The sequence below is a fragment of the Marinomonas sargassi genome (assembly GCF_025716875.1).
GTDB lineage: Bacteria > Pseudomonadota > Gammaproteobacteria > Pseudomonadales > Marinomonadaceae > Marinomonas > Marinomonas sargassi.
In genome coordinates this window covers 334,169-359,948 of sequence record NZ_JAOVZB010000005.1, presented here as the reverse complement: position 1 = coordinate 359,948, position 25,780 = coordinate 334,169, and the positions used below count along the sequence as shown (strand labels likewise).

The window sequence follows — 25,780 nt, the reverse complement described above, 5'->3', positions numbered from 1 at the left end:
AGTTTGGGATAGAAAGAGGCAGCATAAGTACCGCCTCTTTAAAGTGCTATTTCTTTGGGCGTGGAGCGTAAGCAAATACATCAGAGAAGCAGTTACTTTCTTGTAAGCCTTGTTGCTCTAGCTGGTCTAATGTTCCATAAACCATATTCACAGAACCACAAATAAACGCAGTACAGTGGCTTAAATCTTCGACGTCCTGAATGACTGCGTCGTATAGCCATCCTGTACGGCCTTGCCATTCTTCGCTTTTCTCATTGACCACGATATTGATAGAAAAAGCTGCATGCTCCTTCGCTTCTTCTAGCCAGCCTTCTGCGAAAATATCTTCATAGCTGCGAACACCCCAATAAAAAGAGACTTTTCCTTGGTAATCTTGTTCGATCAAGCTGCTGTAAAGGCTTTTGATTTGCGCGAACCCTGTACCGCCTGCAATAAGTAGAATGTGATCAGGTGTCGTTGATAATACTCCGTTCGCTAAGTGGCAATCGCCACCCGCCGCTTTAATGCTGATCTGAGAGTTCGATTTGATATGTTCTACTACTTTATGAGCTAAAGACTCTGCGTCAGAAACTAAGATGTAAAGTGTTAGGCTAGGTAGTTCATGGGGGGCACTACCAATAGAGTAAGGTACTTGTTCACCAGTCGGTAAAACAATCATAAGGTACTGGCCAGCGTGGAAAGTAAGGTCATCTGCCTGCAGTGCGATTTGATACACATCTTTATTAACTAGCTCGACAGACTTTACCTTGGCGGTAATGTTTTCCATATATTAGCTCCGATGTTGGCTTGTGTTGAAAGAAGCCGATCTTTTATTAATTTATGTCAGTAAAAAAAAGCCACTATATCAGTGGCTTTTTATCCTTGTTGTTTAAACAAGGTTATTTGTTTTTGCCTTTCATTGCCTCGAAGAACTCGTCGTTGGTCTTAGTGACACGTAAACGGTCAATCAAGAACTCGGTGGCATCGATATCTTCCATTGGATTGAGTAGCTTACGCAAAATCCACATGCGTTGTAGCTCTTCTTCTGATGTCAGCAAGTCTTCACGGCGTGTGCCTGAGCGACGAATGTTGATAGCAGGGAAGGTGCGCTTTTCAGCAATTTTTCGATCAAGGTGAAGCTCTGAGTTACCTGTACCTTTGAATTCCTCAAATATAACTTCATCCATCTTAGAACCAGTATCAACTAGGGCTGTCGCTATGATAGTTAAGCTGCCGCCTTCTTCAATATTACGTGCAGCACCGAAGAAGCGCTTAGGGCGTTCTAGGGCGTTAGCATCAACACCACCGGTCAATACTTTACCTGATGAAGGAATAACAGTGTTGTATGCACGAGCCAAACGGGTAATGGAGTCTAGAAGGATGACAACATCGCGCTTATGCTCGACAAGACGTTTTGCTTTTTCGATAACCATTTCTGCAACTTGAACATGGCGTGCAGGTGGCTCATCAAAAGTAGAAGCAACCACTTCGCCTCGAACTGTGCGAGACATTTCAGTTACTTCCTCAGGACGTTCATCTATCAACAATACGATAAGGTGACATTCTGGGTTGTTTTTGGTGATTGCATTGGCAATGTTTTGCAGCATGAAAGTTTTACCCGCTTTTGGCGGAGAAACGACCAAGGCACGTTGCCCTTTACCCATAGGAGATACTAGATCAATAATGCGGGATGTAACGTCTTCAGTAGAGCCGTTACCCGCTTCCATTACTAGGCGCTCATCGGCAAATAAAGGCGTAAGGTTTTCAAAAAGAATTTTGTTACGAACGCTTTCAGGCTTGTCAAAGTTGATTTCTTGAACTTTTAAAAGCGCGAAGTATCTTTCACCTTCTTTCGGTGGACGAATCTTACCTGCAATGGTGTCGCCTGTACGAAGGTTGAAACGTCGTATTTGACTTGGGGAAACATAAATATCGTCAGGTCCAGCCAAGTAAGATGAGTCTGGTGAGCGTAAGAAGCCAAAACCATCTTGGAGGATTTCTAAAATACCGTCTCCAGATATGTCTTCGCCGCTTTTAGCATGACGCTTTAGAATAGAAAAAATGACATCCTGTTTACGGGAACGAGCCATGTTATCTAGGCCCATTTCTGCGGCAATTTTTAAAAGTTCATGTACTGATTTTTGTTTTAAGTCGGTAAGATTCATAAATGGGTTTTTTGGCTAATTAGAAGAATAATGACGGAATTATAGTTAATCAATAAGCAACAATAATCTGAGTCTGGAAGTTGGTTAAAATGTATCGCTACGCTTGAGCTTTATTCTCTGCAAAAGAGTGTCGATATATATTTGATTGGGGTATCCACAAGAATTTAATAAATAATAGTTGTTCTTATATCAACCAACACTACTATAGCCACCCTTTTTGGTGAGGTCTATAGCCAAATCTAGTAAAAAAGGATTTTTTATGGTTTTTTTTAAATTAATGTGTGTAGTGAGCTAGGCGATTGGCTGTAGTGCTTCAGTATCTTGGTAAATCGTGTAACATGATTTAATCGTTATACTTTAAGTTCGTATTTTTCGTTACTTTCTTTAATTTAAAGGCTTCTCCTATGCAATCACTTTTTTTGCAGCAGTCCCATGACTTTCCTTTTGAAAAAATTGCCGCCATCGATTTAGGTTCAAATAGTTTTCATATGGTTGTGGCGCAAGTTACTCATGGTCAACTTCGTATTACTGGTGAGTTTGGCGATAAAGTAAGGCTGGCGGCTGGCTTAGAAGGCAGCTGTTTAAATGATGAAGCAAAACAAAGAGGACTAGCCTGTTTATCGCAATTCTCGCAAGTGATTGAAGATATGCCGTTAGGTTCGGTCCGAATCGTGGGGACTAACGCATTACGTGTTGCGAAAAATCGCTATGATTTTATTAGTGATGCAATGGATATCATTAGCCATCCAGTTGAAATTATTGCCGGTCGAGAAGAGGCGCGTTTAATTTATGTGGGTGTCTCAAGGTCGATGGATCATGGGAATGCTAAAAGGTTAGTTATTGATATCGGTGGTGGCAGTACCGAATGCATTATTGGGCAAAAGCTTGAGCCTATTCTGACTGAAAGTTTGCATATGGGGTGTGTGAGTTATCAGCAACGCTTTTTTAATGATGGTGTGATTACCCAGTCCCAATTTCAAAAAGCCGTCACCGCTGCTCGCCTAGAGCTGTTAAGTATTCAAGATGACTTTTTAGATGAATCTTGGGAAGTTGCAATCGGCTCCTCGGGTACGGCGAAAGCGGCCTTCAATATTATTAAAGAGAATGATTGGAGTAAAAAAGGCATTACGCCCAAAGGGCTAAAGCTTATACAAAAAGCGCTGTTTTCTGCAGGTCATGCAGATAATATCGACTTATTAGGACTGAAGCCTGAAAGAAAACATACCATAGCAGCTGGTATTGCCATTTTGACTGCTGTTTTTGAATGCTTTTCCATTGAACAAATGGACTTCTCCAATAGTGCTCTAAGGGAAGGGGTACTATATGACATTATGGGTCGCTATGGTGAAACCGATATTCGGGAGCGAACGGTGAACTATATGCTCAACCAATATCATATCGATATGGAGCAAGCTAAGTTGGTGACTCATACAGCGACATCGGCGTTAGCTCAAGTGAAAGACAGCTGGGGGTTAAATAGTGTCTCTAGTGAAGATATGTTGAGGTGGGCGGCCCTATTGCATGAAGTGGGCTTAGGTATCTCCCATAGCCGTTATCATAAGCATGGCGCATATATTATTAAAGAATCTGATATGCCGGGCTTTTCTCAACAGGAACAAGAGGCGTTGGCCAATCTTATTCTGAGACATAGACGCAAGTTCACTCAATCTCTTGACTATCGTTTTATTAAAAGTGATCAACAACAATTAGATTGTTTAAGCATTATCTTAAGATTGTCTATTTTATTGCATAGCGATAGGAAGGAAGGTGATATGCCAATCTTCACGCTAAAAGCGCAAAAAAGAGAATTGCATGCTGAATTTTTAGATGGGTGGTTAGCTGCGAGACCATTAACAATGGCAAGTTTGCAAAAAGAAGCTGATCATCTAGAAATGAGTGGATATAAGCTAACTTTTAGTTAAGTTAGCTTATCAATAGATCTGTATAAGGCAGCGACTTCGTCACGTTGTAAGCCAGTAATGCGGGAAAGTCTTCCAATACTTGATGAAACTTGAACAGACTCTTTGCCAGCAGTCTCTTCTTCTTTTGACTTCTCTAGTTCTTCTTGATTTTGTGAGATAACCAAACTCTTGGCGCGGTCAGACAGCTGAACGACGTCTGGATATCTTTCAGAATTGGAGTTTGCATTTGCCTCTGTCTGGTTAGACAAAATTGGCAGATACATTGAATTGTTTGAAATAGAAGAGACAGACAAAACAATCACCCTAATGAATTACTAGTAATTTCTCTCATAATAGTACAAAAAATAGCCTTTGTATTCTTTTTTCTCCTGCTAGGGCACAAGATTTTTGCTGTGTTCGATGGTTGTAAATAGCCCGTGAAGGTCGGTAATGTGAAATAAACAAAATTTCCATTTGAAAATCTTTTCGTTTTTTGATTAGTTTAAAAGGTAGCTTTTAAAATTTAACCAGTTGCTACTTTTATTATTAGACACAATTTATTTAATAAAGATTCTCATAATAAAAGTTTGTTATAGCTTCTTAATAGATAGTGTTGAGAGTTAAGGGCTTAATTACATCTAGGTACCGGCTGATAAGCACAGTAAATAATGAGTTTGATTGAGAGCAAATAGTTTTACTTCTTTGAACTTTTTGATGTGATGTTTTACTAGGGTGTATATGTCTGATTATTATTGGTTGTTATTCTCTTCCGCGCTTGTTTTTCTCATGCAAGCGGGCTTTTTATGCCTAGAAAGTGGGCGTATTCGCAGTAAGAACAGTATCAATGTTGCTGCAAAGAACATGTCCGATTTTATTATATCTACTACGTTATTTTGGCTGTTTGGCTTTGGGGTTATGTTTGGTGACTCTGTAAGTGGACTATTTGGGGTGAGTGACTTTCTTTTTGGTGAAGAACATACGCCTTGGCAAATTAGTTTCTTTCTTTTCCAGATGATGTTTTGTAGTACCGCGGCGACTCTCACCTCTGGCGCGGTTGCGGAACGTATGAACTTCCTTGGTTATGTGGCTGTTACCGTAATATTGAGTGCTGTTATTTATCCAGTAGTAGGGCACTGGGTTTGGGGTGGTGTGTATCAAGCCGGTGGCACTCATGGTTGGCTTGAATCCATGGGTTTTATTGATTTCGCGGGCTCTACCGTTGTTCACTCTGTTGGTGGCTGGATTGCTCTGGTTGCTATCATTATTATCGGCCCACGAATTGGTCGCTTTGATAATGACAAACGCTTGCCTGCAGGAAACAATTTACCTCTATCCGCGCTCGGTGTGTTACTTATTTGGTTTGGGTGGTTTGGTTTTAATGGTGGAAGCACGCTCTCTCTAACCGATGATGTTCCTTTAATCATATTGAATACATTTATATCCGCTGCATGGGGTGGTCTTGTTGCCGTAGTATTAAGTTACTTTCGAGATGGTTTTGTAGATGTTGGCCATATGTTAAATGGCGCTATTGCCGGTTTAGTTGGGGTTACTGCAAGTTGTCATATTATCTCGCCTTCAGCCGCTATTTTGGTTGGTGGTGTTTCTGGTGCTGTTGTCTACTATGGCAGCTTGCTTATGGTGTCTTGGAAACTTGATGATGCCTTGGATGTCGTGCCTGCCCATCTGTTTGCTGGAGCTTGGGGAACCATAAGTGTTGCTCTTTTTGGTCAAGCCGAGAAGATTGGAAATGGCCTAAGTTTTTGGGAGCAACTAGGCGTTCAGTTGTTTGGTGTTGTCATCATTGGTGTTTACTGCTTTGTAATTGGCTTTGTCTTGTTGTCACTGTGTAATTGCTTTATGCGATTACGTGCGAAAGAAGATGAGGAAGTAATGGGGTTAAATGTTGCTGAACATAAAGCCACCACAGAGCTCCTAGATTTACTGACAACCATGCAATACCAGCAGTCGAATGCTGATTTTTCTAACCCTGTACCAGAAGAGCCTTTTACTGAAGTAGGTCAGATAGCGCAACAATATAATCAGGTGATTGAGCGCGTTAATGTTGAAATATCTCACCGAGAAGAAGCAATCACGCGTTTTAAAGAAAGTGAAATCAAAAAGTCAGCTATTTTAAATTCCTCAATGGATTGCATCATAACGATAAACCGTCTTGGTGAAATCATTGAGTTTAATCCAGCCTCAGAGAAAACATTTGGTTATATCAAAACTCAGGTCGAAGGTAAGAACTTCCTTGATTTATTTATAGTTGAGGAAGATAAGCAAAAAATTCAAGAAAGTTTGAATTCAGGCTTTTCTACCAATGATCTGATATTGAATAGACGTAACCGACTGAGACTTCTAAGAAGTGGTAGTAATAGTGCCTTTTCAGCAGAGATTGCCATTACTAAGGTGAACACAAAATCACTTAAGCTGGCAGAATATACTTTCCATATAAAAGACATGACCAAGCAAGAGAAGTTACAAGATAGATTACGTTTTTTAGCCTATAGAGACCCTCTCACAAATCTATATAACAGAACTTACCTGATGGACGATTTGGCTAGGGCCTTGCTGTTTGCATCAGAGCACAATACTAAAGTGGGTTTGCTTTTCTTAGACCTAGATAACTTCAAAATGATTAATGACACATTAGGGCACAAGGCCGGGGATGAACTCTTGTGCGAAGTGGCAAAACGCCTCATGGCAACCTCTGAGCAACAAGATGTGATTGCTCGCTGGGGCGGAGATGAATTTGTTGTCATGATGACAGAAAGTGTCTCAAGAGAAAAAGCTATTGAGCGTGGTGACCAAATTTTAACTGTGATGCGTGAAACCTTCTGCTTGGCTGGACAGTATTTCGCTATCCCGACCAGTATTGGTATTGCTTTATCCGATGAAGGCATCGTGGACGCTGACAGGCTTATACAGCACGCTGATATTGCCATGTATCAGGCGAAAGAGAAGGGGCGTGACAATGCCCAGTTCTTTACCTCGGATATGGCAGTTGCCGTTAATAAGAAGTTTGGTTTTGAGGGCGAAGTGCTAGAGGGACTAGCAGCGGATAATTTCTTTTTGCTGCTGCAGCCTCAGGTAGATATAGACAATACTAAAATCCTCGGCTTAGAAGCTCTAATTCGCTGGGACAACCCTAGCTCAGGGATCATTTCGCCAGCCGAGTTTATACCTATGGCAGAAGAGTCTGACCTTATTATCTCTATTGATGAATGGGTTATTGATGCTGTGTTAAAGCAGCTTAAGGCTTGGCAGGATAAAGGCCTTCCCATGGTACCTATTTCGATTAATTTATCCGGCCGACATTTAATATCGGATGGTTTACTGTCTTATATATCCCAAAAACTCAATCAATATAATATCGACGGTCAGTATCTCGAGCTTGAAATTACAGAAGGCGTATTCTTAAAAGATATTGAGCGTTGCATTGAAGTGATGGCTGATTTGAAAGGGCTGGGTGTTAAGACGTCTGTGGATGATTTTGGTACAGGCTACTCTTCTTTGAGTTATTTGAAACGTTTGCCTTTGAATACACTTAAAATAGATCAGTCCTTTGTTCAGGAGTGCGACTTGGATAAAGAAGACACGAAAATTTGTGAAACTATTATCCATTTAGCCCGTAATTTAGAGCTTTCTATTGTCGCTGAGGGCGTTGAAACGGCATCCCAGGCAAGTACGTTAAAGCAGTTAGGTTGTGATGTCTTCCAAGGCTATTACTACTATAAGCCTATGAGTATAGAGAAGATTGAAGAGCTGCTGAGCGCTAGAAAGTGATTCATTAGAAAGGGCTCCCTTATGAGCACTATCCTGAACACTCTAGATTAAACTGATTTCTCATCAGCTTTTTTAGGCTCTTCACGCTCGCATATTGAATCAATGAGGTCTTGGTTTTGCGTTCTTTTTAATGGCTTTATTTTATGATGTAGAGCTGTTTTAGCAATCATGTTTGCCGCAATAGGTGCTGTGATAAGTAGAAAAAGCGTAATCAGAAGTTCTTGTACAGAAAAACCTCCCTTCTCATAACTTTGAAAAATCATAGAAGCAACAAGCACTCCAGTAATACCTAATGTAGAGGCTTTGGTTGGGCTGTGTAGGCGCATATAAATATCGGGCAAACGGATTAGCCCATAGGAGCCAATGAATAAAAAACTAGCGCCAATGATGAGAGATAGGCAAATTATAATTTCAAGATAAAAAGGCATAGTGTTTCCTATTCAATTATGTCGCCGCGAAGTAAGTATTTACATAGGGCTGCAGTACTAACAAAACCAAGCATAGCGATTAAAAGGGCGGCTTCAAAATACAGGGCGCTTGATGATGATATTCCGTACAAAAGGATAAGTGCTATAGCATTAATGTACATAGTATCTAGAGCAAGAATTCTATCGGATAGTGTTGGCCCTTGCAGAAGACGCCATAAATTTAGAAAGAGTGCGATACAAATAATGGCGGCGACGAAAGTGATCGTGATATCTAGCATCCAAAAATCTCCTTAATCGGGCTTTCGTATCGGCTTTTAATTTCTTCAACCAGCTTAGCTTCATTCATCAGGTGTAGGGTATGAATGTAAAGCCACTTTTTGTCTTTCGACACTTCAGCACTTACGGTACCCGGTGTTAACGAAACTGTACTGGCCAATACCGTAATGCCTAAATCAGAATTGATATTGATAGGTACGGCTACGAATCCAGGCGACAGTCTGTAAACGGGGCCTATGATTAGTAATGCAACTTCTATGTTGGCACTGACGATGTCTTTTAACACCATGAGCACATATTTAATGGCTAACCATGGTTTTTGTATTTTTGGATGCTCATCGCGCATATCACCCACTAACAGTGGGATACCAATTGCGAAGAAGGTCGCTAAGACAATATGGCCAGCGCTAAATGAGTTATTCAGCAGCAGCCATACTACAAATAGTAGAATACTGTGGAAAGGCATAGGGAATAACTTCATGGTGTTACTCCTGGTAATAGGCTGTAAGCCGATGATTGGATGCTATGAAGATGATTCGCAGCTTGCTGGGTGAATTCACTTAATTCACCGCCAAATAAAACCAGTAATGGCGATGCTAATATCAATAGGGCAATACCTGCAATTTCTGTTGGTTTGGCTGCTATGTCATCTGTTGAGGGTGAACCGTTGTGGCGCCAAAAGAAAGTGGTTCCTGCTCTGGAAAGGGCGATAAGTGCCGCTAGGCTGCTAATGATAATTAGTGGCCATATCCACAGAGTCTGAGCCATGGACTGAGTAGCTTGAAGAATCATGATTTTACCGACAAAACCGGACAAAGGTGGCATACCAATTAGCGTCATAGCTGAAAGTGCAAAAGCGAAACCAATTAATCTTGGTTGGGAGAATGGACGAGAATGTACAATTCGATCTTCTGCTTTGCCTCTTTGCCTAGCAATAATATCAGCTAACAAAAATAGGCCAGCTGAAGCCAGTGTACTGTGCACCATGTAATACAGTGCTGCAGACGTCGCCCCTTCCGAGTTAAGAGCTGCACAGACAAGTAAGCTACCGCTCGATACAATGACAAGATTAGCATTAAGCGTTTTTAGGTTTGGACTCGCAAAAGCGCCAATACTACCTGCAGCAATGGTCAGCAGTGCCAAAGGCCATAACCAGTTTTGCGCAATGTTCGCCAGCTCCCCAGCTTCATCGCCAAATATGACTGTATAGACGCGGAAAATGCTGTAAATGCCTACTTTCGTCATGATGGAGAAAAGAGCCGCAACAGGTGCGCTAGCACTAGCATAGGTCCTTGGTAACCAAAAATGCATTGGTAACATGGCTGCTTTGAGACCAAAGACGATCAATAGAAGCAACGCCCCAGTTTTTGCAATAGTGGTAGTTTCCCCTTCGAGTTGGCCAATTTTAATGGCCATATCCGCCATATTAAGTGTTCCCAAAGTGCCATATAAAATGCCTAAGCCAAATAGAAATAGACTTGAGCCGACTAGGTTGAGAAGGACGTAATGCATGGCCGATTGAGTTTTTTGCTTCCCACCAGCGTGTAGTAGTAATGCGTAGGATGCGATCAATAAGACTTCGAAGAAAACGAATAAGTTGAATATGTCGCCAGTTAAAAAAGCACCGTTGATACCCATTACTTGAAACATAAATAGTGGGTGGAAATAAGCGCCGCCTTTGTCTTTGCCTGAAATGGCAAACAACATAATAGCGAAAGCGATAAATGAGGTGAGTAGTACTAATAAACTAGAAACTCTGTCCGCTACCAAGGCGATACCAAAAGGCGCTTGCCAGCCACCTAGGGCATAAAGCTGAGTGCCCTCTTGATCCACTGTGATTAGCAAAGTAGCGGATGAGATAAGTAAGAACAAAGTACCAATAATGGCACTAATGCGTTGTGATTGTAATTCCCTAGAGATAGGTGGCAGCAGCATGATGGCGCCAAAAAGCAAAGGAATTAGAATTGGAAAAATGCTGAGGTGTTGCATTTAGTGTTGTCCCCCTGAACGTTGGGAGTCTTCATTGTTGCTTGGCAGTGTGCCATCCACATGATCGTTTCCTAGGTCTGCACGGGCACGCATAGCGAGAATAACGGCAAAGGCTGTCATGGCAAAGCCAATAACGATAGCAGTTAACACGAGCGCCTGTGGAAGAGGGTCACTATATTGTTCAGACTGTCCCAGTACTGCTGCTGCATTTAGCTTTAAGCGTCCGCTGGCAAATAAAAATAAGTTTACCGCATAAGACAATAAAGTCAGGCCGATAACCACAGAGAAACTACGTCCTCGCAGAGTGAGAAAAATGCCGCAGGCAGTTAATAACCCAACGCAAAATGCGTATATACCTTCCATTATTCGTCCTCCTTCAATACAGGTCGCTCGCTGGTAGTGAGCTGGCCAAGGTTTGCCAAAATTAGCATGGTGGCACCCACTACGGTTAGGTAAACCCCTAAGTCAAATATCATGGCGCTAGCTAGCTCGAACTTACCAATGGCTGGTAAGTAGAAATAATCAAACCATGAGGAAAGGAAAGCGTGGCCAAATGCCCAGCTACCTAATCCGCTTAATGTGGCGATGCCGATACCTGAACCAATGAGGATCTGGTAGTCCAGCTTAAGTCGAGTCTTAATCCAGATAACACCGTGGGCAATATATTGTTGGATAATGGCAACAGAAGTAATCAAGCCAGCAATGAAACCACCGCCCGGAAGGTTGTGACCTCTTAAGAAGATGTAAGCTGAAACCAATAGCGCCAGTGGTAATAAACTTTGGGAAATAACGGACAACAAAATAGGGTGTTTGTCATCGGACCAAGGTCGGCCTTTGCCATCACTAGAAGGCATAAAGAGTCGCATTCTAGCAATTAGCTTATAGATACCAAGAGCGGCAATACCAAGAACAGTGATCTCACCTAAAGTATCAAAGCCACGGAAATCGACCAGAATTACGTTCACCACATTGGTGCCACCGCCTCCAGTTTTACTGTTTGCAGTGAAGAAGGTTGAAATAGTATCTAGAGGACGAGTCATAATGGCGTAACAAATGGTGCCAATGATACCGCCAATTAAGGATGCGATGCTTAAATCACGAATAACAATTCGAGGGTGAGATTCTTTCGGTGTTTTTTGAGGCAAAAAGAACAAGGCCAGAATTAACAAAATAACGGTAACCACTTCTACGGAAAGCTGTGTCAATGCTAAGTCAGGTGCTGAAAATTGCGCAAAGGCGAGAGAAACAATAAGTCCCACTACTGAGAGTGTAATCAAAGCAACAACACGCTTCCTATGCCATATCACAGTTGCTAGAGCAGACACGCACAATAGAAAAGCGGCCGTGATCGTCATAGCGTCAACGGGAATTTCAGGGCGAAGGCCAGCGGTTGTATTAAGCTTCACAAGCGTCGAGATCGTCATGATCACCATTAAGCCTAAAACCGCAAATATGTAGCGTTGCAAGGACCCATTTTCAGTAAAGCGAATAAGAGTGCCGGCTTGCCTAGTAACAAATTGAACGCTGGCTTCGAATACCATCAAGGGATTACTTTTTGGGAACTGAGCTTGAAACTTGAACATGTGGGAGCGGTTTTTGTAAACAATCAAACCACCAACGACAGCAATAGCACTCATTAATAGCGGTAGGTTGAAACCATGCCAGATGGACAGGCTGTATTCAGGAATAGGGCCGTTGAGTGTTGCGCTTGCCGCTGAGGCAAGAAGGTCACCAGCCAAAAATCCAGGAAAAATACCGACAAGCAAACATAAGCCTACAAGAATTTCGACAGGTACTCGCATGTAGCGAGGTGGTTCATGGGGTGTCTTAGGTAGGTTGATTGGTTCGCCATTAAAAAATACATCGTGGATAAAGCGTGTTGAGTAGGCAACCGCTAATGCGCCACCTAAGGTTGCAAGCACAGGAATAATCCAAGACAAAGAACCTAAAGAAGCTTGATGTAGTGTCTCAGTGAAGAACATTTCTTTCGACAAGAAACCATTTAGTAAGGGTACCCCTGCCATAGATGCAGAGGCGACCATAGCGAGCGTTGCTGTATATGGCATATATTTCCATAGGCCATTTAACTGTCGCATATCCCGTGACCCAGACTCGTGGTCAATGATGCCGGCAGCCATAAACAAGGATGCTTTGAAAATAGCATGGTTGATAATATGGAATACGGCCGCCACAGCCGCTAAGTCGGTGCCCATACCAAGTAATAAAGTAATAAGTCCTAAATGACTAATGGTTGAGTTAGCTAATAGACCTTTTAGGTCATGTTGGAACAGCGCAATGTAAGCGCCCATTAGGAAGGTAGCTAAGCCTGTTAGTGAAACAATAAGGAACCATAGGTTTGTATCCGCCAAGGCTGGATAAAAACGCGCCATTAAAAAGATACCGGCTTTTACCATAGTTGCCGAATGAAGGTATGCACTGACTGGGGTTGGTGCCGCCATAGCATTTGGAAGCCAAAAATGGAAAGGGAACTGAGCAGATTTAGTAAAAGCGCCTAGTAATACAAGCACAACAATCACTGGGTAGTTACTGCTACTTTTTATTAAGTCGCCACTATCAAGAACGACCTGCAAGCTATAACTTCCAACAGTGTTGCCTAAAACCAGTAAGCCTGCCAACAAAGCAAGACCACCAGCACCTGTGACTGTGAGAGCCATTCTTGCGCCTTTTCTAGCCTCTGTTTTGTGCCCCCAGAAACTGATCAGCAAGAATGAACTGATACTGGTTAATTCCCAAAAAAACCAAAGTTGAATCAGATTGTCAGACAGTACCACGCCTAGCATGGCAAACATGAAAAGTATCAAGAAGGCGTAAAACTTACCGATTGGGTCTTTCTCAGAAAGGTAATAACGGGCATATAAGATGACCAATAGACCTATGCCTAAAATCAGTATCGAGAACAGTAGAGCCAACCCGTCCAGTCGGAAGGCAAGTTCAAGGCCTATGTTAGGTATCCAAGGGATAGCGGCTTGGAAACGCTCGCCTTGAAAAATGTCGCCAGCGTAAGACAAGACGAGGAATAGAGTTAATGCAGGCAGTGCCGCCGTATAAAATGCGCAAGCGGTTCGGCTATAACGAGACGAAAAGAGAGGAATCAATGTACCTAATAAAGGAAGAAAAGGTAGCCAAATTAGCGTATTCAAATGGACAGCTCCCGTCGCAAATTATTTGGAGTATGTATGGTCAATGTAGCGTTTTTCGTGACTTCAAAAAATCTTGCCATAGATACTTATTTCAACCATGAAAACCATATATCTAACTGATTATTATTTAATAAAGTGCTTGTAAATCATTAATGTAATGAATGTAACATTTTTTGACAAAACTAAAATAGCATAGATTTACGACAAAAATAAGTTAATAAAAAATCACAACTCTGCAAATTAAGAATGCCTCTATTAGGGATCTTGTAGGCGATTGCCTCGGATGCCGAGAAAGTGAAAGGGTAAAACTCGCGAAATAGGGGTAAAGCTGTGTGAAGCGATGCAATAAATAGCTGCGATTTTATGCTCCAAAATGGTGCTTGAGCAATGTTTTTAGTCATTTAATAATGCACACGACTTGCTGCCACTTCATCCTTTTAAAGGATTTACACAGTATTTAACCATTTGGTCATAATTGATTGATATTTTACTTTCATGAATTTAAAAGAAGTGATAATTATAAGAGATAAGTTCACTGAAACTTTTCTGCAATAATTGCTATCAATTTATGTCTGATGAATAAAGGAAACCCTAATGTTTAGAAAAACCTTTGCAACGGCTGCTACAGCCTCGTTGTTCTTGACCGGCTGTCAAATGTTTTCAGCTGCGCCAGAGCCAACTCAACCTCTAGATCTAAAGATCGTTCATGTTAACGACCATCACTCTCACCTATCTTCTGACAGTGGTGATTTAACATTAGGTGGAGATCGTACTCGTGTAGCTGTTGGTGGCTTCCCATCTGTTGTAGCGAAAATCAAAGAGCTGACAAGCACATCATCTCCTGTTGTTAAAGTGCATGCGGGTGACGCGATCACTGGTGACTTGTTCTACACCTTATTCAAAGGTGAAGCAGATGCAGCACTAATGAACGAAGCATGTTTTGACGTATTCGCTCTAGGTAACCACGAGTTTGATGCTGGTGATGCAGGATTAGTTAAGTTTCTTGATTGGTTGAACGCTGCTCCAGCTTGTTCAACAGATGTGATTTCGGCAAACGTTAAACCTGAAGTAGGTGTTTCTCCATTAACACTGAAAACAGCAGAAGACTATTTCTCTCCATACACGGTAAAAGAGTATAACGGTGAGAAAGTTGGCTTTATCGGTATTGATATTGCGAGCAAAACGAAAAACTCTTCTAGCCCAGATGAAACGACTATCTTCCTAGATGAAGTAGAGACTGCGCAGAAATACATCAACGAATTAGAAGACATGGGCATTAATAAAATTGTCCTAGTTACTCATTACCAGTACCAAAACGATTTGACTCTAGCTTCTAAGTTGACTGGTGCGGACGTGATCATAGGTGGTGACTCTCACACATTGTTAGGTGATTTCTCTGCTGTAGGCTTAGATTCTGCTGGCCCTTACCCAACGAAAGTAACGGATGCGGCTGGTAATCAAGTATGTGTTGCTCAAGCTTGGCAGTACTCTGCTGTTGTTGGTGAGCTAGACGTTTCTTGGGATAAAGACGGTATCGTAACAAGCTGTGCTGGTACGCCACACTTAATGTTAGCGGATAGCTTTAAACGTAAAAACTCAGACGGCAAGCGTGTTGAGTTAACAGGTGCGGCTCGTGATGCAGTATATGCGGATATCGAGAAGCTTGACAACGTATCTATTGTAGAAGCAGATGCTGATGCGAGCGCTACACTGGCTAAGTTCTCTGGCAAAGTAGATGAGCTAAAAGGTGAAGTGATTGGTAAGTCTGCTGCGAACCTATGTTTGGAACGTATTCCTGGTCAAGGTCGTTCTAAGTTGTGTGATCGTACGATGACGGCAAGCCACGGCGCAGATATTTCCAATATCGTTGCTAAAGCATTCCGTGATATGAGTAAAACATCTGACATTGCTATCCAAAACGGTGGTGGTGTACGTGTTGATATCGCTGAAGGTGAGTTAACAATCGGTGATGCTTACACTCTTCTACCATTTGCTAACACAATTGTTGAATTAGACATGACAGGTGCTGAGATTCAGAAAGTACTTGAAGAAGCGCTTGATTACGCCATTGTTGAAGGTGGTTCAACTGGTGCATACCCTTATGCTTCAGGTCTTCGTTGGAAGGTAGATACTTCTAAAGCGAAAGGTCAACGTTTCTATGATGTTGAAGTGATGAAAAAAGGCGACAGCTGGAAAGCACTTGATCTTCAAGCATCTTACAAAGTAGCGACAAATGACTACATTGCCCGTGGTAAAGATGGTTATGTAACGTTTGGCGAAGTCTTCAAAGAAGGTCGCGTTGTTGATACATACCTTGATTACGCACAAAGCTTTGTGGACTACATCACTAAAGTAGGCACGATTGATAAGCTTCCACTGGAAGAATATTCAACTCAAGTCTTCATTAATAAAGATGGTGTTAAGCAGTAAATCACTCTTTAATATCTAGGGGGTAATCATCCCCGATGAAAAAGCCGAGCAGATGCTCGGCTTTTTTATGCCTTTTTATAAATCAATAAAATACTTCATCTATTTGATAAATAATGGATTTATTTCATTTTTTCGAGTACTTACAAACTCTCTCATAACATAAGAGAAAAAAACTTCTTAAATCTGTAATAATACTGTACCTGCTAACGACTAACGTCTTAATGATGGAAATGACGGCCTCGTATTACTGGTTATCAATATTCTAGTATCGAGATTTTAAATAAAGGAACCGAAATTGGTCGCTGAGTTACAAGCATTCCTGGTGAATCAGGGATCATCTACATTACTGCTGTTTTTAGGCATTATCCTGCTGTCTTATCTTTTAGAGGACTTAGCAATAGTGACGGCTGGTACATTAGCTGCGCAAGGTGCTGTGTCTCCATCAATTGCTTTATTTGCTATTTTTTTAGGTATTGCTAGTGGTGATCTTGGGCTTTATGTATTAGGTCGATATGGCCGTAAAGTGCGTTTTTTACGTTATAAAGCATTGACCAATCCTCACTTTAAAGCACTACGAGAGCGCTTACATAAAGGTGCTTTTGTTAATCTTTTCATCATTCGTTTTGTACCTGGTTTGAGAAGTGTTGGCTTTACCTTAAGCGGTTTCTTTGCCATCCCATTATGGTTGTTTTTATGTGCTGTCATTTTGGCGACATCCATTTGGACAGTCGTCATTTTTAGCATTATTTATTCTCTTGGTAGCCAAGCATGGCTACAGGCATCTCAATATCAATGGATGCTTATTCCTATCGGTATCGGCATATTGTTTGTCGTTAATCGAGTTATTAATAAGTCATTATTTAAAGGTCGTTCATGAGTTCTACGTTAGACGTTCATTTAATACCACAAGATAAAATTAATGCAGGTATGCCTGTATTGGAAATAGACTCGAAGCGCAGTATATCTCCCTATGAGTTTTTACCTACTTGGTTCTTTTATACGCCAGTGGTGTTACAAAGTATTTGTCAGGGTATTTACTACCGAGATTTTCGTTTGCCTCTAGTGGCGAACCCTAGCATTAAATTGAGCGGCATGGTGGGTGAGTCAAAACACGACATTATGCGTTTAGCAGGTGATATAGCTCAGCCTTGGATTTCACCTTTTGTGACACTCACCAAAACGCAAGAGAGTGTATCAACGCAAGTTGAGTTAGCGATGAACGCTTTGCGAGATGCGAATTTAGACTTTCCTGTGGTAGGTAAGCCCGACCTAGGTTGTCGCGGCGTGGGAGTGAAACTACTCCATAACCAAAGTCAACTGGAAAGCTATATCACGGACTTCCCTGAGAACGCACGTTTTCTACTTCAGCAAAAAGCACCGTATAAAGCAGAGGCGGGTGTGTTTTATGTTCGCCAGCCTGATGCAGAGCAAGGTGAGATTATTTCCATTACTTTAAAGTATGCCCCTTCAGTGGTAGGAGATGGTCAACGTACATTGAAAGCGTTAATAGAAGCTTGCCCAAGGGCAGGTCAGCTTGCTCACCTTTACCTCCCTAGGCACACGGATAAGCTAGATTGGGTGCCAAAAGAAGGCGAAGAATTTCAGCTCGCTTTTGCGGGTAGTCATAGCCGAGGCTCAATCTTTAGAGATGGGAATCAATTCATCAGCAAAGAACTAACTCAGAAACTTGATGTCATCTTACATGATGTGCAGGGCTATCATTATGGTCGCTTGGACATCAAATTCGATAACCTCGAAGACTTCATGAAGGGTGAAAAATTTACCATTCTTGAGCTAAACGGGGCGAGTAGTGAAGCGGCCCATATATGGGATAGAAACACACCATTGAAATCGATTTTTGGCATGTTACTGACTCAATACCGTCTGTTGTACTCGATCGGCGCTAAGCAGAAAAAATTGGGCTACAAACCGCCTTCTTTTAAAGAATTATTAGCGGCGTGGCGAGAAGAGAAAGAGCTAACTGAGCAATACCCAAACACCGATTAGTAGTGAAATAAACGAATAACTATCAGAGTTGAATATTTGGGTAATGGATTAATTACCTGAACAAGGAATTAACAAGAGAAGATTATGCTTTCAAGACTAGCAAGCACTCAACAGGAACCACAAGGGCGAGAGTTACCTGTCGCCCTAGGTTGTATGGAAACTCTAGAGCAGGGTTTGCAATGCTTAAATCAACTGGGTGATAAAGAATACACATTGGCCGCTGCGCCCCATGTATCGAGCACAATTGGCGAGCATTTTCGCCACTTGTTAGACCTTTTTCATGCCATATACGATGCGCATAATCTTCAAGGAACTACGGAACAAGAAAAGGTTATTGATTACAATTTTCGACGACGTGGCCATAAGATCGAAAAAACCAGAGCTCAGGCAGTATCTGAGTTGATGCACTTCATTGGCTGGTTGGAAGAACTAAGCGCGAAAGAATTAAAAGCGCCAGTAAATATTTTGACGGAAGTCTCTTTGACGCAACAGGAAGCTCACATCATGTCGTCAACGTTAGAGCGAGAGCTTACCTTTGTCGCACTTCATGCCAATCACCACTTCGCTATGGTTAAAGTGGTTGTCAGTTTACTTGGCTTAGAGACCAATCAAGATTTTGGCTTAGCACCAGCCACACTCTCCTATTTGAGGGGGCAGTAATCATGTGCTCCGTTTCTTGGTTAATAGAAGAACAAGGCTACCAAATATTCTTTAATCGCGATGAGCAGAAAACGCGCGAAAAAGCCTTGCCTCCTCGTACTTTACATATGGATGATGCCAAAGTGTTAATGCCAGTCGACCCTGTAGGTCAGGGCAGTTGGATAAGCACTAATGATATGGGCTTGAGCTTATGCCTATTGAACAATTATCAAGCTAAGAATCCAAAGGAAGCTCTGTTTAGCCGAGGTTTATTGCTAAAACAGCTTTCGAAAGAAGGCAGTGTCGAATCTGTCTGCGAGGCTTTTACTCGTCTTACCTTGCCGCATTTTGCGCCCTTCATATTATTGGCTTTTGATTTAGATATTTGCCAAGGCGATAAGCAGGTCATGGCGCTGGAGTGGAATGGCTTAACTTCGCTCATCCATGAAGCGGACTCACCGCTTTTCTCTTCGGGAGTGGATTTAGACAATGTAACTCAGTACCGCAGAGGTATGTTCGACTCCATGGTGGGCGGTCAACCTACTCCTCAGGAATTACACGCTTTTCATCGTCAGCATCATCCAGATCATCCGCACATGTCAGTGTGTATGCACCGTGACGATGCTGAAACCGTGAGTTTTACCCAAGTGATCGTATCCGAAGACTCTCAGAAAATGCTTTATGTTGCGGGCTCTCCTTGCCAGAACCTGACTTCAGAAGCATTAGAGCAAAATGTTACCAGCTTGCCATCCCGACACAGCGCGTTGGCATTAGCTTAAAATAAGGAGTGAGTTATGAAAAAAATTATCGCGTTTGCTTTGTTTTTTGTAAGCCAAATTGGTTATTCAGCAGACCTTATCTCGACAGGTTACTTTAGCAATAAAGCCGTAAGTGGCTACGATACTGTGGCTTATTTCACAGAAGGAAAGCCAGTAAAAGGTGACTCGAAATACAAGACAAAATATCAAGGTGCTAATTGGTACTTCTCTTCCCAAGCGAACCTAGACATATTTGTTGCTGAGCCAGAAAAATACGCTCCTCAATACGGCGGTTACTGTGCTTGGGCGATATCAGCGAACAACGCCTTTGCCTCATCAGACCCTAAACAGTGGGCAATTGTGGACGGGAAGCTTTACTTAAACTACAACCAAGATGTAAAAAACAAGTGGGATGCAGACCGCGCATCGCATATTTCGCAAGCCGATAAAAACTGGCCAGCACTGATAAAGTAAGGAATAGATAATGCGTTTTCAATTAACCAAGCATGTACCAGCTGCATTCATTGCCTTTGTATTTGTTCAGTCACTGTTTTTTAAATTTACAGGGTCGCCAGAAACCGACTTTATTTTTGGCACCTTAGGTGAATGGTCAGGCTTTGCTTGGTTTGCTGATTACGGTGCCTACATGGTGGGTGGCGGAGAGCTAATCGCAGCGGCCTTATTATTTTCCCGTTGGCACGGGCTAGGCGCACTAATGAGTGTGGGTGTGATGACAGGGGCGATTTTCTTCCATTTATTCACGCCGCTAGGAGTGGTGATGCCTGCCTTTGGTGAAACAGGTGAAATCATCGGCGATGATGCAGGTCTACTGTTTGGAATGGCTTGCTTGGTTTGGTTAAGTGCGTCTTTTTTGGCAATACGTGACCTTAAAAGTGAGACGGGCGTATTGAAAAAATGGTCCAAATGCCTGTTTGGCAAAGGAGCTGAGGCATGATCAATAGTCCTTTTCGTTTACCACGAGTAACGCCATTTGGTTTAGGTGAATCCTTTGTCGAATGGATGACAGGTTTATCTAAGTTAGATGGCTTGTATCAAAAGCGCCCAGAAACAGAAACCTGCTTCGATTTCATGCGCTATACCCTAAACGCTCTTAATGTAGATTATGAGTTAGGGAGTGGTTCCACAGCGAATATCCCTCAAGAAGGACCAGTGGTAATTGTCGCGAACCACCCATTAGGTGCTATTGAAGGGGTGATCTTAGCCGACTTGGTAGGCTTAGTACGAAAAGATGTAAAAGTACTGGCGAATCAAATGCTTAAGCGTTTACCAGAAATTAGCGACTTGTTTATTGGGGTGGATGTTTTCGGCGGCAAAACCGCAAAGCGCACCAACGCCTTAGCGATTCGAGAAGCCAATCAGCACCTTGCTGATGGCGGAGTCTTGATCATCTTTCCAGCTGGTGAAGTTTCTACCTATCAAAAGGGCGATGCCAACTTATCGGATATTGAGTGGCGCAACTCAGTTGCTAAATTCATAAAGTACAGTGAAGCGACAACGGTACCTATTTTTATCAATGGTAAAAATAGCCCTTTATTCTATAAAGCCGGTAAGGTTCATCCATTATTACGTACCGCCATGCTGGGTCGAGAACTGCTAAACAAAGCCTCAACTAAAATTGAAATTTCGATTGGCGATGCTATTGAGTACTCTGAGTTGTCTGGCTTCGAAAATGAAAAAGATTTAGTGAATTACTTGCGCCTGAATACTTATCTAATGAGCTCTAACCAAGGCGCTGAAAATTCGCTTGATGCCGCAGAGAATACTGTTGCTGTAATAGAGCCGATTGCAACGCATTTATTAGAAGAAGAAATTAGCGCTATTCCTGATGAGGGTATTTTGCATGAGCAAGGCGACTTCATGGTTTACTGTGCGCCTACGCTAGCTATCCCTAATTTGATGAGAGAGATTGGTCGTATTCGCGAGCAAAGCTTCCGCGCAGTTGGAGAAGGTACGGGGCTAGACTGTGATATTGATGAATACGATAGCTATTACCAGCAGCTGTTCGTTTGGCACAAAGTAGACAAGCAAATTGTTGGCTCTTACCGCCTTTGTATGGTGGATAAAATGATAGAGGCGCGGGGCATTGAGAGCCTCTATTCAAGAAGTTTGTTTAACTACGACCAAGCCTTTATCGACACGCTTGATCATAGTATCGAAGTAGGTCGTTCGGTCGTTGCTGAAGTCTACCAGCGAAACCTTAACTCCTTGTTATTGTTGTGGAAAGGCTTGGCTACTTTTGCCTACAAGAACCCTAAATACACCCACCTTTTTGGCCCTGTGAGTATCAGTAATGACTACAGCGACAGTGCACGACAGCTAATGGCGGCGACGCTTTCTGTCCACTACTATGATGACGAAAAAGCCGAGTTAGTAACACCTTCTACACCCTTGCGTTCAGACTCGTCTGTGTTTTGGCAACCTAACCTCTTGTCTGCATTAGCAAGCGTGACCTTACTGTCTAAGGTGCTAACCAGAATGGAGCAGGGCAAAGGCTTACCTGTCTTGATACGACAGTATCTGAAAATGAATGGTAAGTTAGTGTGTTTTAACGTTGACCCAGCCTTCCATAATACATTGGATGGTTTGATCGTCGTAGACTTAAGACGTGTACCTGTTAAAACTCTAGGTAAGTACATGGGGCGTCCAGAAGCCGCCGAATACCTTGAGAGTCATAATGCTTTAGACAATTAATTGCTGTTCATAAAAACAAAAGCCGATGTTTCCACATCGGCTTTTTAGTATTTAATATACTTAGTTTCTAACGAATTGAATTTAAAGCATTTGTTTAGTCACTTCATATGCACTTAACGCTTGTTCGCGGCTCTCTTTAATGTCTACCATGGGGTGAGGATAGGTTTCGCCCAATACCACATTCGCCGCTTTCAATACTTCTTCAGGTGCTTCCCAAGGTCGGTATAGGTATTTCTTCGGTAAGTCTTTTAGCTCAGGTAAATAGCGTCTTGTGTATTCTCCTTCAGGGTCGAACTTCTCACCTTGTGTCACAGGGTTGAAGATTCGAAAGTAAGGAGAAGCGTCGGTTCCGCAGCCAGCTACCCATTGCCAGCTCGCACTGTTGCTCGCAAGATCCGCATCCACTAAACAGTCCCAAAACCAGCGAGCTCCGCAGCGCCAATCTATTAATAGGTTCTTAACGAGAAAAGAGGCGGTAATCATGCGAACTCTATTATGCATATAGCCCGTCTGCCATAGTTCGCGCATACCTGCATCCACCATAGGGTAGCCCGTTAAACCCTGTTGCCAGCGTTGCAAATTGGCATCGTGATGGGTCCAAGGGAAGAAGCGGAAACTCGTTTTTAGGTTAGTTGTGGGCAACTCAGGCCAATGAAACAGCAAATAATAGGAGAACTCACGCCAGCGTAGCTCTTTGTAGAAATGCTCTTTATTGTCACCTTCCGCTATACCCTTAAGTACATGATGAATTTGTCTGGGTGATATCTCACCAAAATGCAGGTGAGGTGATAATTTAGACACACTCTGCAACGCAGGAAAGTCACGCCCTTCTTTATAGGTGTCCAAGCCATCGGTTAGAAAGGTCTTTAAAAAAGCTTGGGCAGACGCTTCACCCGGCGTCCAATGGGTGTAGAAGTCTTTATCCCACGAAATTTCTGGCAATAAACTAAGTGCTTTAAGAGTTGTGGCCTTATCATCTTTTTGAAAAGAGCTGGTCAGGTTCGGAATAGGTAGAGGATGATCTACTCGTTCCATTTTGCTGGCCTGATTGTGGTAAGGCGTAAACACTTTATAGGGCGTTTGGTCAGGCTTAACTACTTGCCAAGGCTCGTTTAATAAACTGCCGTTAAAGGATTTCGCTTGTATGCCTTTCTCGAGCAAAGAAGCTTTAATTTTCTTGTCTCTGGCGATGCGCCATGGCTCATAGCGTCGGTTCCAAAATACATGGTCAACGTGAAGTCGAGAACACAAGGACTCTAAAATACTTTCTGCATCCCCTTGGTAAAAGTTCAGTTTATTACCAAATTGCTTATCCAATGACGCGAGAGAGTGGTGCAGCCACCAACGGCTAGCGCCCCCCATTTTGTATTGCTCTGCATTCTGGTCATCCAAAATATAAAGCACTAATACATTGTCATGGGCGAGTGCAGCCGTAAGGGCTGGGTTATCTTCCAATCGTAAATCTTGCTCAAACCACATAAGGGTTAATGGTGTATTCATAGTGTGTTCTCGTACCGCCATTAACGACAATATTTACGTATTGGGTGAATGTTTTCAGGATAAGGCTGTAAGTACCTCTGCATATTTATGTAGCTAGAACCATATTGCTTAAAGTAATGCTTCAATAGGGTTAAGGGTGTGACAAGAGGCGTCATGCCATTGTTATAAGTGTAAATAGCATCAACGATACTTTGGCGTGCATCTGACGATACAGACTGCTTTAAGTAACCCAACATGTGTAGCAAAGCATTGGTGTGGTTGCCTCGGTTCGCTGGCTTAGACATGATTTTCATAAACAGCGCTAAGTATTGAGTGGTTAGCTCTTCGAAGCTTAAGCCTTTGTGGGAAGCGACCAGTTTGCCCAAGGTTTTTGCGTCTTTTTGTTGATGTGCCATCAGCATGTATTTATAGCTAGCATGGAACTGCATTAGGTTAGCAATGCTTGGCTGCTCCAATACTTCTTTACGAAAGTTGTGGTGAGCATATACCCGAGTCACAAAGTTGTCGTACAGCACATCATCATGGAGACGGCCTTCTTCTTCCATTGGCATTAATGGGTACTTTTCTTTCAGAGCCTTTGCGTACAAGCCCATACCAAATTTTTGATGTGGCATGCCGCTTTCTTGATATACCTTCACTCGCTCTAGGCCACAACTTGGCGACTTGCTCATTAATATATATCCATCTAAGTCATCCAATTGTGTTAACTCATCTTGGAAGCCCTGCTTTAGTTGATCGGTTAAGTCTTCTGAGCTGTCTTTGGTGTAAGTTAACGTTGGCTCATCTGGGTTACCGATTAATCTCATGGTCGGTCTTGGGGTGCTAAAGCCAGCGGATACTTCAGGGCAAAATGTTTTAAAACTAAAGTGCTTGCTCAATGTTTTAAGGCAAAGCTGAGACTGTTTATGACCGGCGTTATAACGTACTTCGAAGCCGGCTAAACAGGCACTTAAACCAATTTTAATATCTGGCTGGTGGCTTTCGTTATTGTCGTTTCTATTTTTATCACTTGCGATGACAGTGTGGTTTTTCATGGGAATGTCCTCTCACTGTTAGATGTTATTTCTTCAAATAAACTGAGCGCACTGGTGAGTGCCCCCGCTATGTCGCCGCTACTGAGCCAGTCAGCGCAGCAGCCAATACCTTGTTCTTTACTCCACAAATAGGGCTTTTCTTTAGCTGCCACTTGATGACGAGATAAACGCCAATAGTGGGAGGTAAGTATGCTTGGCCTATGCTCTAAATGGTGGGCTTCGTAAAAGGCTTGGGTTAACTCCAAAGCCGCCTCATCGTGTTTTAAATGACTGTTTTCTTCTGCCCATTCATGGGTACTGTGTAACAACCAGACTTGTTTTAACTCGCTGGATAATTCTCGGTCTGGTTTATGGTTTTCAGAAATAGCGCAATCCAATACAGAGTGGCCACCTTGAAAATAAGGGACTTCAACCTCAGCATGGTCTGCAGAAATGGCGCAAACATATTGAGGCAAGTTGCTGTGTTGTTTCAGTTCATCCGTATCAAACACACTAAGAGGCTCTAACAGGTTTAAGGCTTGCTCTTGTGGGCAGGTCAAAATTACCTTGTTGGCGATACAGATAAGTTGATTATCTTCGCTTAAAAGGTGCCAAGCGTCGTCTACTTTAGAAACTGTATGCACTCTGTTTTGAGCTAAGACAGGTGTTTGTTTTGCCATTGTCTTGTGCCACGCATTCATGGAAGGTGCGGCACAAAATGCGGTAGTGGAGCTAATGGATTCTACAGTGTTAAAACGACTTTTCTTATGTGTCCAAGGAATCAAGGTGCCAGCATTAACCCAAGTGTCTATGTGTTCAAGGAGTTGAGGAGAAACCATAGAGTTGATTTTGAAAGCAGGTGCACCAAGGTCGATGCTGTAGTCCGAATCGATAAAGCGTCGGCTACAACGCCCACCTAAGCCACGGCTTTTTTCAATCAACACGCAGTCAACGCCATTATTTTGGAGCTGATAGGCAAGAAAACAGCCTGATGTGCCTGCGCCTATTATGGCTATATCGGTATTCATGCTAAACT

The 25,780-nt window shown here is 42.5% G+C and carries 22 protein-coding genes; 10 read left to right on the top strand and 12 right to left on the bottom strand.

Going from position 1 to position 25,780, the window contains the following annotated elements:
- Nucleotides 1-46: 46 nt before the first annotated feature.
- Nucleotides 47-766, bottom strand: coding sequence for an NAD(P)H-flavin reductase (locus OFY17_RS12490; protein WP_263531067.1), 720 nt, complete (start codon nucleotides 764-766; stop codon nucleotides 47-49).
- A 112-nt stretch (nucleotides 767-878) separates the two neighbouring features.
- Nucleotides 879-2,144 carry a transcription termination factor Rho gene (rho, locus tag OFY17_RS12485; protein WP_263531066.1) on the bottom strand — a complete coding sequence of 422 codons (1,266 nt, stop codon included), beginning with the start codon at nucleotides 2,142-2,144 and terminating at the stop codon, nucleotides 879-881.
- Nucleotides 2,145-2,548: 404 nt separating this feature from the next.
- Between rho and OFY17_RS12480 the strand changes: the two genes are divergently transcribed.
- Complete coding sequence (locus tag OFY17_RS12480) at nucleotides 2,549-4,066, top strand: Ppx/GppA phosphatase family protein (protein WP_263531065.1); 1,518 nt, start codon at nucleotides 2,549-2,551, stop codon at nucleotides 4,064-4,066.
- Here OFY17_RS12480 and OFY17_RS12475 read toward each other — a convergent pair.
- On the bottom strand, nucleotides 4,063-4,314 hold the full coding sequence (locus tag OFY17_RS12475; protein WP_263531064.1) for a hypothetical protein: 252 nt from the start codon (nucleotides 4,312-4,314) through the stop codon (nucleotides 4,063-4,065). The genes OFY17_RS12480 and OFY17_RS12475 overlap by 4 nt on opposite strands.
- A 469-nt stretch (nucleotides 4,315-4,783) precedes the next feature.
- On the opposite strand from OFY17_RS12475, the gene amt reads away from it, so the two are divergent.
- Complete coding sequence (gene amt / locus OFY17_RS12470; RefSeq protein ID WP_263531063.1) at nucleotides 4,784-7,831, top strand: ammonium transporter; 3,048 nt, start codon at nucleotides 4,784-4,786, stop codon at nucleotides 7,829-7,831.
- 47 nt (nucleotides 7,832-7,878) lie between these two features.
- Here the strand turns inward: amt and OFY17_RS12465 are convergent, their stop codons facing one another.
- From OFY17_RS12465 to OFY17_RS12440, 6 genes are read right to left on the bottom strand one after another with little or no spacing between them, the layout of a single operon-like run.
- Nucleotides 7,879-8,259: a Na+/H+ antiporter subunit G gene (locus OFY17_RS12465; protein WP_263531062.1), complete on the bottom strand. Its 381-nt coding sequence runs from the start codon at nucleotides 8,257-8,259 to the stop codon at nucleotides 7,879-7,881.
- 8 nt (nucleotides 8,260-8,267) lie between these two features.
- Nucleotides 8,268-8,537: a K+/H+ antiporter subunit F gene (locus tag OFY17_RS12460; protein WP_263531061.1), complete on the bottom strand. Its 270-nt coding sequence runs from the start codon at nucleotides 8,535-8,537 to the stop codon at nucleotides 8,268-8,270.
- Complete coding sequence (locus tag OFY17_RS12455) at nucleotides 8,531-9,016, bottom strand: Na+/H+ antiporter subunit E (protein ID WP_263531060.1); 486 nt, start codon at nucleotides 9,014-9,016, stop codon at nucleotides 8,531-8,533. The genes OFY17_RS12460 and OFY17_RS12455 overlap by 7 nt, the downstream gene beginning before the upstream one ends.
- On the bottom strand, nucleotides 9,013-10,524 hold the full coding sequence (locus OFY17_RS12450) for a monovalent cation/H+ antiporter subunit D (protein WP_263531059.1): 1,512 nt from the start codon (nucleotides 10,522-10,524) through the stop codon (nucleotides 9,013-9,015). The genes OFY17_RS12455 and OFY17_RS12450 overlap by 4 nt, the downstream gene beginning before the upstream one ends.
- The gene (locus OFY17_RS12445; RefSeq protein WP_263531058.1) at nucleotides 10,525-10,887 is read right to left on the bottom strand and encodes a Na+/H+ antiporter subunit C; all 363 of its coding nucleotides are present in this window, start codon (nucleotides 10,885-10,887) and stop codon (nucleotides 10,525-10,527) included. It lies immediately after the preceding gene.
- Nucleotides 10,887-13,685: a monovalent cation/H+ antiporter subunit A gene (locus OFY17_RS12440; protein WP_263531057.1), complete on the bottom strand. Its 2,799-nt coding sequence runs from the start codon at nucleotides 13,683-13,685 to the stop codon at nucleotides 10,887-10,889. Before OFY17_RS12440 ends, OFY17_RS12445 begins: the two co-directional genes overlap by 1 nt.
- A 594-nt stretch (nucleotides 13,686-14,279) precedes the next feature.
- Between OFY17_RS12440 and nadN the strand changes: the two genes are divergently transcribed.
- The 8 genes from nadN (at nucleotide 14,280) to OFY17_RS12400 (ending at nucleotide 22,231) form a co-directional block, all read left to right on the top strand.
- Entirely contained in the window at nucleotides 14,280-16,115 is a 1,836-nt protein-coding gene (gene nadN, locus OFY17_RS12435) for an NAD nucleotidase (RefSeq protein WP_263531056.1), read from the top strand.
- Nucleotides 16,116-16,410: 295 nt separating this feature from the next.
- The gene (locus tag OFY17_RS12430; protein WP_263531055.1) at nucleotides 16,411-16,992 is read left to right on the top strand and encodes a DedA family protein; all 582 of its coding nucleotides are present in this window, start codon (nucleotides 16,411-16,413) and stop codon (nucleotides 16,990-16,992) included.
- The gene (locus tag OFY17_RS12425) at nucleotides 16,989-18,122 is read left to right on the top strand and encodes a D-alanine--D-alanine ligase (protein WP_263531054.1); all 1,134 of its coding nucleotides are present in this window, start codon (nucleotides 16,989-16,991) and stop codon (nucleotides 18,120-18,122) included. Before OFY17_RS12430 ends, OFY17_RS12425 begins: the two co-directional genes overlap by 4 nt.
- A gap of 84 nt (nucleotides 18,123-18,206) precedes the next feature.
- Nucleotides 18,207-18,782 carry a DinB family protein gene (locus tag OFY17_RS12420; RefSeq protein ID WP_263531053.1) on the top strand — a complete coding sequence of 192 codons (576 nt, stop codon included), beginning with the start codon at nucleotides 18,207-18,209 and terminating at the stop codon, nucleotides 18,780-18,782.
- 2 nt (nucleotides 18,783-18,784) lie between these two features.
- On the top strand, nucleotides 18,785-19,540 hold the full coding sequence (locus tag OFY17_RS12415) for an NRDE family protein (RefSeq protein ID WP_263531052.1): 756 nt from the start codon (nucleotides 18,785-18,787) through the stop codon (nucleotides 19,538-19,540).
- A 15-nt stretch (nucleotides 19,541-19,555) separates the two neighbouring features.
- On the top strand, nucleotides 19,556-19,993 hold the full coding sequence (locus OFY17_RS12410; RefSeq protein WP_263531051.1) for a YHS domain-containing (seleno)protein: 438 nt from the start codon (nucleotides 19,556-19,558) through the stop codon (nucleotides 19,991-19,993).
- 10 nt (nucleotides 19,994-20,003) lie between these two features.
- A complete protein-coding gene (locus OFY17_RS12405) occupies nucleotides 20,004-20,474 on the top strand; it encodes a hypothetical protein (RefSeq protein WP_263531050.1) in 471 nt (156 codons plus the stop codon).
- Nucleotides 20,471-22,231, top strand: a complete 1,761-nt coding sequence (locus tag OFY17_RS12400) for a lysophospholipid acyltransferase family protein (protein WP_263531049.1) — start codon at nucleotides 20,471-20,473, stop codon at nucleotides 22,229-22,231. The genes OFY17_RS12405 and OFY17_RS12400 overlap by 4 nt, the downstream gene beginning before the upstream one ends.
- A gap of 81 nt (nucleotides 22,232-22,312) precedes the next feature.
- Here the strand turns inward: OFY17_RS12400 and OFY17_RS12395 are convergent, their stop codons facing one another.
- From OFY17_RS12395 to OFY17_RS12385, 3 genes are read right to left on the bottom strand one after another with little or no spacing between them, the layout of a single operon-like run.
- On the bottom strand, nucleotides 22,313-23,731 hold the full coding sequence (locus tag OFY17_RS12395; RefSeq protein ID WP_263531048.1) for a cryptochrome/photolyase family protein: 1,419 nt from the start codon (nucleotides 23,729-23,731) through the stop codon (nucleotides 22,313-22,315).
- Between the two features lie 20 nt (nucleotides 23,732-23,751).
- Nucleotides 23,752-24,765 (bottom strand): YbgA family protein, encoded by a 1,014-nt coding sequence (locus tag OFY17_RS12390; RefSeq protein WP_263531047.1) that lies wholly within the window; start codon nucleotides 24,763-24,765, stop codon nucleotides 23,752-23,754.
- Nucleotides 24,762-25,772: an NAD(P)/FAD-dependent oxidoreductase gene (locus OFY17_RS12385; protein WP_263531046.1), complete on the bottom strand. Its 1,011-nt coding sequence runs from the start codon at nucleotides 25,770-25,772 to the stop codon at nucleotides 24,762-24,764. The genes OFY17_RS12390 and OFY17_RS12385 overlap by 4 nt, the downstream gene beginning before the upstream one ends.
- Nucleotides 25,773-25,780 lie beyond the last annotated feature (8 nt).